The organism is Mesorhizobium sp. WSM2240, assembly GCF_040438645.1.
In the GTDB taxonomy this organism is placed as follows: domain Bacteria; phylum Pseudomonadota; class Alphaproteobacteria; order Rhizobiales; family Rhizobiaceae; genus Allomesorhizobium.
In genome coordinates, this window is the sequence record NZ_CP159253.1 from 3632481 (window position 1) to 3646197 (window position 13717).

General features: G+C 62.3%; 11 protein-coding genes and 1 pseudogene. 6 read left to right on the top strand and 6 right to left on the bottom strand.

What is annotated here, in order from left to right:
- The first annotated feature begins 29 nt into the window (after nt 1-29).
- Both ABVK50_RS17935 and ABVK50_RS17940 read left to right on the top strand, forming a co-directional pair.
- Nucleotides 30-689 carry a hypothetical protein gene (locus tag ABVK50_RS17935; RefSeq protein WP_353645283.1) on the top strand — a complete coding sequence of 220 codons (660 nt, stop codon included), beginning with the start codon at nt 30-32 and terminating at the stop codon, nt 687-689.
- Between the two features lie 42 nt (nt 690-731).
- Entirely contained in the window at nt 732-1310 is a 579-nt protein-coding gene (locus ABVK50_RS17940; RefSeq protein ID WP_353645282.1) for a hypothetical protein, read from the top strand.
- 12 nt (nt 1311-1322) lie between these two features.
- On the opposite strand, the gene ABVK50_RS17945 is transcribed toward ABVK50_RS17940, so the two are convergent.
- From ABVK50_RS17945 to ABVK50_RS17965, 5 genes and pseudogenes are all read right to left on the bottom strand, one after another.
- On the bottom strand, nt 1323-2111 hold the full coding sequence (locus tag ABVK50_RS17945; RefSeq protein ID WP_353645281.1) for an FCD domain-containing protein: 789 nt from the start codon (nt 2109-2111) through the stop codon (nt 1323-1325).
- Between the two features lies 1 nt (nt 2112).
- On the bottom strand, nt 2113-2664 hold the full coding sequence (locus ABVK50_RS17950; RefSeq protein WP_353647047.1) for an ATP-binding cassette domain-containing protein: 552 nt from the start codon (nt 2662-2664) through the stop codon (nt 2113-2115).
- Nucleotides 2659-4392, bottom strand: a pseudogene (locus ABVK50_RS17955) (dipeptide/oligopeptide/nickel ABC transporter permease/ATP-binding protein); the annotation flags it as partial. The gene ABVK50_RS17950 and the pseudogene ABVK50_RS17955, both read right to left, overlap by 6 nt.
- On the bottom strand, nt 4389-5336 hold the full coding sequence (locus tag ABVK50_RS17960) for an ABC transporter permease (RefSeq protein ID WP_353645280.1): 948 nt from the start codon (nt 5334-5336) through the stop codon (nt 4389-4391). The pseudogene ABVK50_RS17955 and the gene ABVK50_RS17960, both read right to left, overlap by 4 nt.
- 63 nt (nt 5337-5399) lie before the next feature.
- The gene (locus tag ABVK50_RS17965; protein ID WP_353645279.1) at nt 5400-6956 is read right to left on the bottom strand and encodes an ABC transporter substrate-binding protein; all 1557 of its coding nucleotides are present in this window, start codon (nt 6954-6956) and stop codon (nt 5400-5402) included.
- A 135-nt stretch (nt 6957-7091) separates the two neighbouring features.
- Here ABVK50_RS17965 and ABVK50_RS17970 point away from each other — a divergent pair, with 135 nt between their 5' ends.
- The gene (locus ABVK50_RS17970; RefSeq protein WP_353645278.1) at nt 7092-8336 is read left to right on the top strand and encodes a Zn-dependent hydrolase; all 1245 of its coding nucleotides are present in this window, start codon (nt 7092-7094) and stop codon (nt 8334-8336) included.
- A 55-nt stretch (nt 8337-8391) separates the two neighbouring features.
- Here ABVK50_RS17970 and ABVK50_RS17975 read toward each other — a convergent pair whose 3' ends face one another.
- Nucleotides 8392-8865 carry a MarR family transcriptional regulator gene (locus ABVK50_RS17975; protein ID WP_353645277.1) on the bottom strand — a complete coding sequence of 158 codons (474 nt, stop codon included), beginning with the start codon at nt 8863-8865 and terminating at the stop codon, nt 8392-8394.
- A 90-nt stretch (nt 8866-8955) separates the two neighbouring features.
- On the opposite strand from ABVK50_RS17975, the gene ABVK50_RS17980 reads away from it, so the two are divergent.
- From ABVK50_RS17980 to ABVK50_RS17990, 3 genes are read left to right on the top strand one after another with little or no spacing between them, the layout of a single operon-like run.
- Nucleotides 8956-10731 (top strand): N-acetylglutaminylglutamine amidotransferase, encoded by a 1776-nt coding sequence (locus ABVK50_RS17980; RefSeq protein WP_353645276.1) that lies wholly within the window; start codon nt 8956-8958, stop codon nt 10729-10731.
- Between the two features lie 20 nt (nt 10732-10751).
- Complete coding sequence (gene ngg / locus ABVK50_RS17985) at nt 10752-12551, top strand: N-acetylglutaminylglutamine synthetase (RefSeq protein WP_353645275.1); 1800 nt, start codon at nt 10752-10754, stop codon at nt 12549-12551.
- Complete coding sequence (locus ABVK50_RS17990; RefSeq protein ID WP_353645274.1) at nt 12548-13678, top strand: osmoprotectant NAGGN system M42 family peptidase; 1131 nt, start codon at nt 12548-12550, stop codon at nt 13676-13678. The genes ngg and ABVK50_RS17990 overlap by 4 nt, the downstream gene beginning before the upstream one ends.
- The last annotated feature ends 39 nt before the right edge of the window (nt 13679-13717 follow it).

A 13717-nucleotide genomic window follows, 5' to 3' on the forward strand; every position in this document is an offset into this window, starting at 1 on the left:
AGCATGCGGAGGTCCGGATCTCGGCGACATTGGTCAAGCATATCCCAAGTGGATTCGGCCAGTACCCCAACTTCGCCTTCATAATCCCATTAGGGCAGAAGGATGTCCCTGCCTTCAACGGCCGTGTGGAATCGGCCGATTCGAGACAGTACATCACCCGCCGCCGATGTATTCCGCCAAGGCCATGCATTGATCCTTCTAACAGCCTCCAGGAACAGGCACGCGGAGGAAGGCCCCAGACGCTGAACCGCAAGGAGTTCCGGGGCGATCTTCACTGGATGACCCGAGATGAGGCGCTCGTAAACGACAGCTTCCCGCGCCGGGCGACCATCCAGCCGTTTGACCACCACCCGCAGCATTTTTTGAGAACCCCACTGATCACGATAGCGAGCAGTGACCAAAGAGACATTGGTAGCTTCCGCTCCAGCACCAAAGCTCTTTACCTCAACCGTACACTTTCCTGTTTTTCCCGAGAGGCGGGTGATGATCTTTGTGACAGTCCGGTGGATTTCGTCTTCGTCCATGACGTAAGTCTGGAAATCATCCCGTACTCATTCAACCCTGCTCCTGAAAATTCCAGGGACCCACACGACGATCCGATCCGCGCGATCAGCGTCGAAAACAGCAAACGTCCCTTCAACTCCGACACGCAGACTGGAACGATTCTTGTCAGTTCGAGTTTGCCGTAAAGGAGCCGCTCGCATTCGCCGGTGAAACTAAAGGATGCTGAAATGCGAACGATCAGCGGGCTTTACGACACATATGATCAGGCACGCCTGGCCGTTGAGGAATTGGAAGATTCCGGAATTGCAAGCAGGGACATCAGCATCGTCGCCCCCAGCGGAAGCAGTGGCGTGGGCGGGACCGTTGCCGGCGCGAGTGTCGGCGCGGCAGTCGGCGGGGTTGGCGGTCTTCTGACGGGCCTCGGATCCTTTTCCATTCCCGGCATTGGCCCGGTAGTCGGCGCCGGTTGGTTGGCAACCACTTTGATAGGAGCAGCGACGGGAGGCGCCCTCGGCGGCCTTCTGGGGTCGTTGACGGATGCAGGCGTCGACGAACGGGAAGCGCATGTCTATGCGGAGGGCCTCAGACGGGGAGGCGCATTGGTGATTGCCCGCGTGGACGAGACACAGCTGGCTGCCGCACAGGCGATCTTGGGCCAGTCGTCCGATACTGCTGCCCTTAGACGCGAGTTTGAAGCTGATGGGTGGGCTGGTTTTGACGACTCAGCCGACCCATGGGATGAAGATGCGCGAGAAGAGTATCGCCGTCGCCAGGATGAGGATCCAATTATCACGCCATTGCCCTAGCGGGCGGCGGCGTTATGGCTTCGGCCCGACGTGTGGCTCGCGCCTGCGGCGGATTTCGGCCCGCTCCAGCATATACGCCTCGGCGGTGATCATGTGGTCGCGCATGATGGCGGAGGCGCGATCCGCATCGCCTGCTTTGATCGCCCTGAGCAGCGCCACCTGATAGTGCAGCCCGGTTTCCCGCAGCACCGGGTTGTGCTGCTGGTAGATCTCCCTGCAAACTGCCATGTCCCGCAACAAGCTGACCAGAAATCTGCAAAGAAAACCGAGCAGTTGGTTCTGACAGAGCCGCGCCAGTTCCTCATGGAAGTCGAGCTCGGCCATTCGCTGCCGGTACTCCTCCTCGGTAGTCGTGGGTTCGTCCTCGTACAGGCGGACCTTTGCCTGCAGCAGAGACAGTGCCGCCGGCGTCAGCTTTCCTGCCAAGCTGGCCGCCAGCAGCGGCTCCAATTCCTTGCGGATCGAGTAAATGTCAGCGATCGAAGGCTGGCTGTGAAGGAAGAGGTTGTCGAGAAGACGGATCGCGTGTTCTGCCTCGATCGAGGAGACGAATACACCGCCGCCCGGTCCAGTCTTGCTGAGCGTCAGTCCCTGCGATTCGAGAACTTTCAGGGCTTCGCGCAAAGTCCCGCGCGAAACGTGCCAGGTCTCCGGCTCGATCCATTCGTGCGGCAGCCGGTCGCCCGGAGCAAGGCCGTTTTCGACGATCCGTTCCCGGATCTGGTCCGCGACCGTATCCGGCCGCTTGCGGCGGCGGGCCACCGCAGGAGCCGTCGCGATGCTTCCGTCTTGCCCCGGCATTTCATGCGCCCCTTGTTGCGCCCAGAGCAGTTTCCAATCGCGGCGCGCTCGATATCAGCCTCTTTGTGTATTCGTGCCGGGGCGATCTGAAAAGCTGTTCGGCGGCCCCTGTCTCGACCACCTCACCGAAAAACATCACAGCAACCCTGTCGGAGATGCTCTCCACCACCGCCAGGTCGTGGCTGATGAACAGGTAGGAGAGATCGAATTCCCTGCGCAGATCCTCCAGCAGCAGCAGGACCTGCGCCTGCACCGAAACGTCGAGGGCGGAAACCGGTTCGTCGAGCACCATGATCCGCGGCTCTGCGGCCAGCGCCCTTGCAATTGCAATCCGCTGCGCCTGCCCACCCGAGAACTCGTGCGGATAGCGACCCAGCGAGTCCTCCGGCATCTGCACGGCCTCGATCAATTCTCTCATGCGCGCCCGGCGGCGGCTTTGATCGTATCCTTTTAGGAGTCGCAGCGGCGTGTCGAGGATCGCGCCTACGGTTTTGCGCGGGTTGAGCGACGCAACCGGATCCTGGAACACGTACTGAATCACGCGGCCGGGCACGCAGGCGATCAGCCTCTTCGTGTAGGGGTGTTGCGGATTGCCGAGGACAGCCGCCGTATCGCCCGCCTCCACGATCTCACCTCGCCGCATGACCGCCACGCGGTCGCAGATCTCAGCCACCACGCCGAAGTCGTGAGTGATGAACAAAAGCGCCAGGCCGCGCTCCTGGCGCAGCACCTGCAGTAGCCGCAGTATCTCCGCCTGCACCGTGACGTCGAGCGCGGTGGTGGGCTCGTCGGCGATGATGATGTCCGGCTCATTGGCGAGCGCCATCGCGATGCCCACGCGCTGGCGCTGCCCGCCCGAAAGCTCGTGCGGATAGGCGCTCGCGCGCTGCTCGGGATCGGGGATGCGTACGGTCCTCAACAGATCGACCGCCTTGGCATTGGCTTCCCCACGTCCGACCGGCTGGTGCGCCCGGATTGCCTCGGCCACCTGTTCACCGATCGTGAAAAGAGGATGCAGCGTCGTCAGCGGATCCTGGAAGATGTATGCCACCTTGCCGCCGCGCAGCGATCCAATCTCCGTTTCGCTGAGCGAGAGTACATCACGCCCTTCGATCGTCACGGCCCCGCCGGTGATGACCCCGGGCGGCGATGCAACGAGGCCAAGAACCGAGAGGGCGGTGACGCTCTTGCCGGATCCGCTCTCACCGACAAGTCCCAGGCATTCCCCCTTCCGCAGGCTGAAGCTGACTCCCTTCACCGCCGGCTGTTTCCCGCCGGCGGTTTCGAAGCTGGTTTCCAGTTCCGTCACAGCCAGCGCGGAGGCTATCGCCATTTCGTCTGGGATAGGCGCCTTTGCGCGGTCGATGCGGGTAACCGCCATGGGGCGAGTCAGTGCCCCTGCCCTCAAACGGGGATCGAGTGCATCACGCACCCCGTCGCCCAGCAGGTTGATGCTCATGACGATCAGGAACACCATGACGCCGGGAATCACCGAAATCATCGGCGCAGTGAAGAGGAGTGCGCGGCCTTGGCCGAGCATCGACCCGAGATCCGCCTGTGGCGGCTGCGCACCGAGACCGAGGAAGCTCAGGCCCGCTGTCTCCAGGATCATCCACCCGATCGTGGTCGACATGGTGATCACTATGATGGGCATGACGTTGGGCAGGATTTCAGTCGCCACGATTGCAGTGTGGCCCTTGCCGGACAGGCGTGCGGCGTCGACGAATTCGCGATGCGACAGGCCGAGCGCGATACCGCGGACGTTGCGGGCGAAGAACGGAATGTTCACCACGGCGATGGCGTAGAGCGCGTTGAGCAGGCCGGGCCCCAGTACAGCGACGATGGCGAGCGCCAGCAGAATGTAGGGAAACGCCATCAGCATATCGATGCCGCGCATGATGAAATTATCCGCCCGCCCGCCCGCATAGCCGGCCACGAGGCCGATCAGGGAACCGAAGAATGCCGCCATCAGGGCGGCAGAAATGCCGACTAAGAGTGAAACGCGCGTCCCCCAGACAAGCCGCGCCAGCACGTCTCGGCCTAGGTGGTCGGTGCCGAGGAGATGGTTTTCGGAGAACACCGGGAGCAGCCGGTCGGCAGGGTCCGTCACGTCGGGATCATGGAGCGGCAGGAGAGGCGCCAGGACCGCCATCAGAACGATGAACGCGATCACATAGAAGCCCGCGGCCGCCAGCCTGTTGTTCATAAGGAGGCGCCACGTGGTCTGGCGCGTTGTCCTCGGCTCGGGCGTTGGAGCCGCCTCCAGGATCGGAACACTCATGCCTCAAGCCTCGGATCCAACATCGCCTGGACAACATCGGCGATGAGGTTGACGAACACATAGGCGGCGGCGACGAAAAGCACTCCTCCCTGCACGAGTAGAATGTCCCGTGTGGAGATCGCCTTGACAAGCATTGCCCCTATGCCCGGCCACTGGAAAACAGTCTCGATATAGACGGCGCCGCCGAGCACGAAACCGGCTTGCAAGCCGACCACCGGAACGATGCTGACCATGGCTGCCTTGAGGGCGTGGCGATAGATCACCTTACGCTCGCTCAGTCCTTTCGCACGCGCCGTGCGGATGTAGTCCTGCCTCAGCACCTCCAGCATGGCCGTTCGCGTCAGCCGGGCGACCACCCCCGTCGCAACCACGGCAAGCGTGGCGGCAGGCAGGATAAGGTGGTGAAGCAGATCGGGGAGGTCTCCACCTCCATAGATCGCATACATGCCGGAAGCCGGCAGCACCCGCAGCCGTACTGCAAAAAACAGGATGAGCAGCAACGCGAGGAAGAACGACGGTATGGAGATGCCGATGAGCACGAATAGCGTTACGATGCGGTCAGCCCAGCCGAACTGGCGAACGGCCGAGACGATGCCCGCGAGCAATCCGAAGATCGTACACAACGCCAGCGCAGTGCCCGCGAGGATCAAGGTAGCGGAGAACCGCTCCAGCACCTCGTCCAGTACCGGACGGTTGAGCGCATAGGACCTTCCCAAATCCCCCTGAAGCAGGTTGCCGAGCCAGATGACGTACTGCTCAGGCAGAGACCTGTCGAGGCCAAGGCTGCGGTTGAGCCGCTCGACGTTTTCCGGCGTAGCGTAGGAACCGAGAATGGCGGTCGCCGGGTCGCCGGGAATCATCGCCATGATCAGGAAGACAATCAACGACAACCCGAGCAACACGGGAACGGCGGCGACCAGACGCTTGACGATGTAGGCTGCCACGGCACGATCCTTCGAGCGCGAAGAGCGGCCGCCGCGGCATCCGCCTGGCGGCCGCTCGCAACGCTACTGCTTGGAGACGTCCTGCAGCATCAGGAAGAAGGACGGCTGCAACTTGAAACCCGCGACGTTGGCGCGGGTGACCGCGTTCTGCTTCCAGTTCGCTACGAAAACCCAGGGTGCGTCGTCATGCACGATCTCCTGCATCTCCTTGTAGAGTTCAGCACGGCGTTCCTGGCTGGTGGCGCTCCTTGCTTCGTTCAGGATCTCGTCGACCCGCTCGTTGGAATAATACCCCGAGTTGAAGCCGCCATTCTCCGGCAGGGCTTCCGAACGGAGCGTAAGGAAAGGCAGCGTGTCGGGATCGTTCGTCATCCATGCCATTTCGGCCATGTTTGCCTTGCCCTCCAGACCGGGGTTCACCTTTCCGAGATAGGTGTTCCACTCATAGGTCTCGATCTTCGTCGGCATACCCACGGCTTCCAGGTCGGCCTGGATGGCTGTGCCCATGGCTACCGGATCGAGCATCCCGGAGCCGCCTTCGGCCACGTAGAAGGTAAGCTCCTCCCCGTCATAACCGGCTTCCTCGAGCAGCTTCCTGGCGCGCTCGGGGTCGTGTGAGTAGGGTTCGAGGTTCTGGTTGTACGCCCACGCAAATGCCGGTGGAGTAGGACCGGCCGCGACCTCCGCCGTGCCTTGAAGGATATTCTCCACCAGCGCCTGCTTGTTGATGGCGTAATTGGCCGCCTGGCGGACTTTTTTGTCAGTAAACGGTCCTTCCTTCATGTTCAGGATCAGGAACCAGAGATGCGGTCCGGCCTGTTCATGAACCTGGAAGTCGTCATTGCCCTGAAACTGCTGCACGCTGTCCGGAGGAACTTCCACCATCACATCTAGGCCGCCTGACAGCATTTCCGCTATTCGTGTATTGGCATCCGTGATCGGGCGGTAGATGACGGCCTCGAGCGGCGGCGCACCATCCCAGTATTCCTCGTTGCGGGTGACCACCACGCGTGAGTTGGCCTCCCACTGCTCAAACTTGAAGGCTCCGGTGCCGCTCGGATTGCGACCAAAATCTTTGCCATGTTCCTTCACCGCCGCAGGCGAGACAATGAGTCCGGTCGGATATGCCAGGTTGGACAGGAAGGGCGCGAATGACTCCGACAGCCGGAACCGGACCGTGAGATCGTCCACCACCTCGACCTCCTCGACGGTGGAGAAGAAGAAGGCAAGCGGGAAGGGCCCGGTGTCGTGGTAGGGATGCTCCTCGTCGAGCATCCGGTCGAAATTGAACTTCACCGCTTCAGCGTTGAAGGGCGACCCGTCATGGAAGGTGACGCCGGAGCGCAGCTTGAACGTGTAGGTCTTGCCGTCCTCGGACACCTCCCAGCTTTCGGCCAGGGACGGTTCCACTTCGAGCGTTCCGTCCTTGTAGCGCGTCAACCCGTCATAGACGTTCACCAGGATACGAAAATCGTTGACGGCCGTGACGGCATGCGGGTCGAGCGACTTCGGCTCGGCAATCTGGCCGACCACAAGTGCGTTGGGCGGCGTCTGCGCAGACGCCGCCTGCGTGAGGGCCAGCAGTGCCGCGACGAAGCCGGCGGCCAGGAGTTTTATCATGACGTGCTCCTTGTCCTTATGCTCGTGCAATTAATTCTGATAATTTGCACCGTTGCAACCATTTATCATAAAGAATTTTCCTACCGCGCCATGCTTACGCCGTTGGCGCCTGACCACAGGACGGTTCGAACAGTCATGCCTTCTCATCAACTCGCCATCGACACACACCGCCTGCGCCGGCTGCTGGACGGCATCAACGGCTTCGGCTTCAATCCAGATACGGGTGGACACAACCGGATCGGCTATTGCGAAGCCGACATGGCGGTGCGGGAATGGTTCCTGGCCCAGATGCGGTCAGCCGGGCTGGTCGCACGCCGCGACGGCGTGGCCAACCTGTTCGGCCGCTTCGGCCCTGTGGACGGACCCTGCATCATGGCTGGGTCGCATCTCGACACGGTGCCGGAAGGCGGCGCATTCGACGGGGCGCTGGGGGTCGCCGTCGCGCTGGAATGCGTTCTGGCGATGCGCGACGCCGGCCTTTCTCCAACGCTCGGAATAGAGGTTGTCGCTACCGCGGAGGAGGAAGGACGCTTCGGCGGCATGCTGGGCTCTCAGGCTATCAGCGGGGCAGTCAGCGCCGAATGGCTCTCGCAGGCCGCTGATGCGGACGGAGTCAGGCTCACCGATGCCATGGCGGCGCAGGGCCTCGACGCCATGGATGCTCTCCAAGCCGTGCGCACCGATATCAGCGCCTTTCTGGAACTCCATGTAGAGCAGGGCCCGGTTCTGGAGAGCCGCTCAGTTCCCATCGGCGTCGCGCATTCGGTTTCCGGCGTCTGCAACCTCCGCGTCCGTTTCGAAGGCGAAGCCAACCACTCGGGCACGACTCCGATGAATCTTCGCGCAGATGCCTTTGCCGGCCTGGCGAGGGTGGGTTCGGCCATACCGGACATCATAGCCGCTCGTGGAGGTGAGAACTCACGCATCACGATCGGCAAGGCGGACCTGCGGCCAAACTTCATCCATACTATTCCAGGCGAGGCCGAATTCGTCGTCAACATCCGGGATATTGACGACGCCGCCATCGATGCCCTCGTGATCGCCGTCAGGCACGAAGTCGAGGCAGCCGCCCGCGCAAATGGCCTGCAGGTCGAAATTCAGGAACAGAGCCGGATGGTGCCCGTCCAGCTGGACCTGGGGCTTGCCGCGATGCTGCATGAGGAGGCGCACAAGCTCGGCCTGGAGGCATTGGCGATGCCGTCGGGAGCCGGACATGACGCGCAGACGATGCAGGCCCTCTGCCCCTCGGCCCTGATTTTCGTCCCTAGCCGCGGCGGGATAAGTCATTCGCCGCGCGAATGGACGGATTGGAGCGATATCGAGAAGGGCGCGAACCTGATGCTGTCGGCGCTGGTCAAGCTAAGCGGCGCTGCCGGTTGAGCGCAGGCGCCGAAGTCGGTTCAGAAAGACGTGGGAGCCGAGTTCGGAGGCCCGTTCAGTCATTGCAGCTCATGAGTTGAGCCAGCTCGGCTATGCTCTCGACAAGCTCGAGCCGCCGTTTGGCGGGTAGACCGGCAAAACGGCGAGCGAAATCGTCGCCGAACACGCGCGGCGCGTGAGAGACAAGCGCCAGGCCTTTCGGTGTCAGCCGCGTATAAACGATCCGCCGGTCGGCTTCCGACCTGTAGCGTTCCACGATCTCCCGCTGCTCCAGATTTTCCAGCACCGTAACGACCGTTGCCGCGCTTAAATCGGCGTGTTCAGCCAAGGCCTTGGTCGTGACCTTGCCGAGTTCTGCGACCGCCATCAGGATCACCAATTGCGGCCCCGTCAGCCCGGTGGATTTCGCCAGCGCCCTCGACTGCAGATCGTTGGCACGCACGATGCGGCGGATCGATTTCAGGAGGGTGCGCGTTTCCTCGGGCGACATTGCCGTTGCCGGGTTGGGCGAAAGAATTTCAGGTTTCATCATAAGACAGGGGTTCAAACAATTCGAACTCTAACTATATGAGTATTCCAGCAGCGTTCAGCAATAGACAACGGAGAGTATGTATCCGCGATGTGCGGCATTTGTGGTGAAGTGAGATTTGACGGCGCTGCGCCGTCCGTTCCGGCAATCCTGAAGATGATGGAGTCGCTTGCGCCGAGAGGCCCGGACGGCTCCGGCATCGTCTCGCATGGCAATGCGGGATTCGGGCATCAGCGCCTGCGCATAATCGATCTGTCGGAAAAGGCGCAACAGCCCATGATCGACTCGGCGCTCGGCCTGACGATCGCCTTCAACGGCTGCATCTACAACTATCCGGAGTTGCGGCGCGAGCTGGAGGCGAAAGGCTACGACTTCTTCTCGCATGGCGATACCGAGGTCATCCTGAAAGCCTGGCACGCTTGGGGTGAGACGTGCATCGACCGCTTGCACGGTATGTTCGCCTTCGTCATCCAGGAGCGCGACAGCGGGCGGATCGTGATGGTGCGTGACCGCTTCGGCATCAAACCGCTCTACGTTGCGCAGTCAGGCAAGACGCTGCGTTTTGCCTCCACGCTTCCCGCATTGCTGAAGGCGGGCGGCATCGATACCTCGATCGACCGCGTGGCGCTCCACCACTACATGAGCTTTCACGCCGTGGTGCCGCCGCCGCGCACGATGATCAATGGTGTGCGCAAGCTGCCGCCGGCAACCATTCGCATCATCGAGAAGGACGGCCGCACCACTGATCGGCGCTATTGGGATCCGCCCTATACGCGCGATGCGGCAGACAGCCGCGCCTCCGCCGAAGAATGGCGCGACCGCGTGCTGCAGGCGCTGCGCCTTGCCGTCAAGCGGCGCATGGTGGCTGATGTTCCCGTTGGCGTTTTACTGTCGGGAGGGGTCGATTCCAGCCTCATCGTGGGTCTTCTTGCCGAGATGGGGCAGACCGGGCTGATGAGTTTTTCGGTCGGCTTCGAGGAGGCCTACGGCGAGAAAGGCGACGAATTCGTCTATTCCGACCTCATCGCTCGCGAGTTCGGCACCGATCACCACAAGATCTTCGTGCCTTCGGAGCGCCTGATGGATGCGCTTCCCGGAACGATCGCCGCAATGTCGGAGCCGATGGTCTCGTACGACAATGTCGGCTTCTACCTCCTTTCCCAAGAGGTCTCCAGGCATATCAAGGTTGTCCAGTCGGGACAGGGCGCCGACGAGGTGTTCGGCGGCTATCACTGGTATCCGCCGCTTGCCCATACCAACGACGTGGTCGACGACTACGCCAGGGTCTTCTTCGACCGTCCCCACGAAACCTTGAAGCGCCAGCTCGGGCCGGACTGGACCGACGGCGAGGATCATAGCCGCAAGCTTGTCGAAGAGGAGCTGATGCGTCCGGGCGCTGACACGCCGGTTGACCGTGCTCTTCGGCTCGATGCCAATGTCATGCTCGTCGACGATCCGGTGAAGCGGGTGGACAATATGACGATGGCCTGGGGACTGGAGGCGCGCGTGCCGTTTCTCGACCATGAACTGGTCGAGCTCGCAGCCCGGATTCCGTTCGAGGAAAAGCTCCGGGACAATGGCAAGGGTGTGCTCAAGGACGTTGCCCGGCAGGTCGTTCCGCATGAAGTTATCGACCGCAAGAAGGGGTATTTCCCGGTTCCCCAGCTCAAATATATCGACGGTCCGTATCTTGAGATGCTGCGCGACGCGATGGCATCAGACCGGGCGCGCGAACGCGGCCTGTTCCGCCAAGACTATCTCGAGCAGCTGTTTGCAGCACCGGCGGAGCACATCACCCCGCTTCGCGGATCAGAGCTTTGGCAGGCGGGACTGCTGGAGATGTGGCTTCAGACCAATCAGATCTGACGCAGCGACGGGGGTTTGCCATGGCTAAGAAAAACAGCGGCGCGCGAAGCGAAAAGGTTCTGGACCATCGCCTGAGAAGGCTGCGTGTGCATTCCATGAATGCGCCGATCGATGAGGGCCGCGACACTGGCAAGCCGCCGCGCAAGCAGGTCGTGCTGGATTGTGGATGGGGTAGCCTGATTTTTGCCCAGACGTTCAAGACGAACGAGGAGATCGTTGCGGCGCTGCGCCAGGAACGACCCGACAGACGCGACATCGCATTCTACGTACGCGACCCGCATGTGCTGCTGAGTCTTGCGCCGCAGGAGGCGTTCCTCGACCCCTCGCATACATACCGGCTCGACCTCTCGACCTACCGGGCGGGCCGTCGTTCGCCCAAGGGCTTCTTCATCCGGCGGCTTGCCTCGGAAGCGGACGCGAGAGCGGTAAACGCCATCTATGCATCTCGCGGGATGGTGACGGTGTCGCCGGACTTCTTCTGGGCGAACCGGGACAGTCGGTCGCTTGCCTATTTCGTCGCCGAGGAGGACGCCACGGGCGAAATCGTCGGCACCGTGACCGGCGTCGACCATCGCAGGCTGTTCAACGACCCGGAACAGGGCTCCTCGCTCTGGTGCCTCGCCGTCGATCCCCAGTCGCGTTATCCCGGCATCGGCGAGATGCTGGTGCGTCGCCTTGCGGAGTACATGCAGGCACGCGGCGCCGCCCATCTCGACCTTTCCGTACTGCACGACAACGAACAGGCGATAGGCCTTTACGAGAAGCTCGGTTTCCGGCGCATTCCGGTCTTCGCGGTGAAACGCAAGAATCCCATCAACGAAAAGCTGTTCGCGTCCCCGCTGGAGGAATACGATGCGCTGAACCCCTATGCGCGCATCATTGTCGACGAGGCGCGGCGGCGGGGTGTGCATGCACAGATCACTGATGCAGCCGGAGGGTTTTTCCGCCTGTCGTATGGTGGCCGCTCGATTCACTGCCGCGAGAGCCTCTCGGAACTGACCTCGGGCGTCGCTGTGTCGATCTGCGACGACAAGGCGGTAACCCGGCGCCTGGTTTCAGCCGCCGGCCTGAACGTACCCGAGCAGATCACGGCGGACGACGGCGAGGCCGTGGAGGGATTTCTTCAGAAGCACGGAAGCGTGGTCGTCAAGCCTGCGCGCGGCGAGCAAGGGCGCGGGGTCTCGGTCGGCCTGACCAACATGCCGGACGTGAGACGGGCCGTCGCCGAGGCTCGGGAAATAAGCAACCGTGTGCTGGTCGAGGCCTGTTTCGATGGTCAGGACCTGCGGCTGGTCGTCATCGATCATCAGGTCGTCGCCGCAGCGATACGACGGCCGCCTCGTGTGGTCGGGGACGGCCAGAAGGACCTGAGGGAACTCATCGAGCAGCAGTCTCGCCGGCGCGCCGCCGCGACCGGCGGCGAGAGCAACATCCCGATCGACGAGGAGGCGCTGCGCTGCCTCGCCAGCGCCGGCAAAACGCTCAAGACCGTGCCCGACGCCGGCGAAGAGGTACTGGTGCGCAAGACTGCGAACCTTCATACCGGCGGCTCGATCCACGACGTCACCGACGTCGTGCATCCGAAACTGGTTGAGGCGGCGTGCCTCGCCTCCCAAGCGATCGACATTCCGGTCACCGGCATCGATTTCATGGTCAGGTCGCCAGACGGGCCCGACTATGTCTTCATCGAGGCCAACGAGCGGCCGGGGCTCGCCAACCATGAACCTCAGCCGACGGCCGAACGCTTCATTGACCTGCTGTTCCCTCTGTCGCGTGCACGGCGTACACAGGACGCTTCCGCCAGGATGGAACCCGCATGAACCAACCGAGTATCGATGTCGATTATCTGGTCGCCCAACTAAAGGCGCTGCTGTCGATCGATAGCCCCACGGGTTATACCGACAACGCGGTTCGCTATTGCAGCCGCGAACTGGAGCGGCTGGGGCTGAAGCCGGAACTGACCCGCCGGGGGGCGATACGCGCCGTAAGCCAGGGCGGGAGAAGAGAAGGCGCCCGCGCAATCGTATCCCATATCGACACCTTGGGTGCGCAGGTGACTGCTATCAAGCCCAATGGCCGCCTTGCGCTTGCGCCCATCGGCCACTGGTCCGCCCGTTTCGCTGAAGGGGCGCGGGTCACCATTTACGGGTACGAGAATATCCTTCGCGGCACGATCCTGCCGCTCAAGGCGTCAGGCCACACCCACAACGAAGAAGTGGATACTCAGCCCACAGGATGGGATTTCGTCGAACTGCGGATCGACGCCCGCACGATGAGCGCTGAAGAGACAACGGCGCTCGGCATCGAGGTCGGCGATATCGTCGCGGTCGATCCGCAGCCCGAATTCCTCGACAGCGGCTTCATCAATTCCCGCCATCTCGACGACAAGGCGGGAGTGGCGATCATGCTCGCGGCCATAGAGGCGCTGGAGCGCTCCCATGCCGTCGCCCCAGTCGATGTCCACTGGCTCTTCACCATTGCCGAGGAGGTGGGCGTCGGCGCTTCCTCGGTCATCATGCCGGACATAGCTTCGCTCGTGGCGGTAGACAACGGCACCAGCGCGCCTGGCCAGAACTCCTCCGAGTTCGGAGTGACGATCTGCATGGCCGACCAGTCGGGTCCATTCGATTATCACCTGACGCGGAAATTGGTGGAACTCTGCCGGGATAACGGGATCGACTGCCGGAAGGACGTGTTTCGCCACTACCGCTCCGACTCGGCCTCCGCCCTGGAGGCGGGACACGACATCCGCACTGCCTTGGTCACCTTCGGCATCGACGCTTCGCATGGTTACGAGCGCATCCATCTCGACGCGCTCCGCTCCGTGAGCGAGTTGCTGACGCGGTATGTGACTAGCCGTGTCGAGATCGCCAGCGACGCCGAGGAATTTTCCGACGTTCGGTCTTTCACCCGGCAACCTGCGCCAAACACGCAACCCAAGCCGTAGCTCTGCGCAGATCGACTAGCATGGGACGATCAGACTGCG

What these genes read in the sequence shown, in the direction of transcription:
- ngg (WP_353645275.1), top strand. Translation starts at nt 10,752, where the DNA reads ATGGCTAAGAAAAACAGCGGCGCGCGAAGCGAAAAGGTTCTGGACCAT.
- ABVK50_RS17975 (WP_353645277.1), bottom strand. Translation starts at nt 8,865, where the DNA reads ATGAAACCTGAAATTCTTTCGCCCAACCCGGCAACGGCAATGTCGCCC.
- ABVK50_RS17965 (WP_353645279.1), bottom strand. Translation starts at nt 6,956, where the DNA reads ATGATAAAACTCCTGGCCGCCGGCTTCGTCGCGGCACTGCTGGCCCTC.
- ABVK50_RS17970 (WP_353645278.1), top strand. Translation starts at nt 7,092, where the DNA reads ATGCCTTCTCATCAACTCGCCATCGACACACACCGCCTGCGCCGGCTG.
- ABVK50_RS17945 (WP_353645281.1), bottom strand. Translation starts at nt 2,111, where the DNA reads ATGCCGGGGCAAGACGGAAGCATCGCGACGGCTCCTGCGGTGGCCCGC.
- ABVK50_RS17940 (WP_353645282.1), top strand. Translation starts at nt 732, where the DNA reads ATGCGAACGATCAGCGGGCTTTACGACACATATGATCAGGCACGCCTG.
- ABVK50_RS17990 (WP_353645274.1), top strand. Translation starts at nt 12,548, where the DNA reads ATGAACCAACCGAGTATCGATGTCGATTATCTGGTCGCCCAACTAAAG.
- ABVK50_RS17980 (WP_353645276.1), top strand. Translation starts at nt 8,956, where the DNA reads ATGTGCGGCATTTGTGGTGAAGTGAGATTTGACGGCGCTGCGCCGTCC.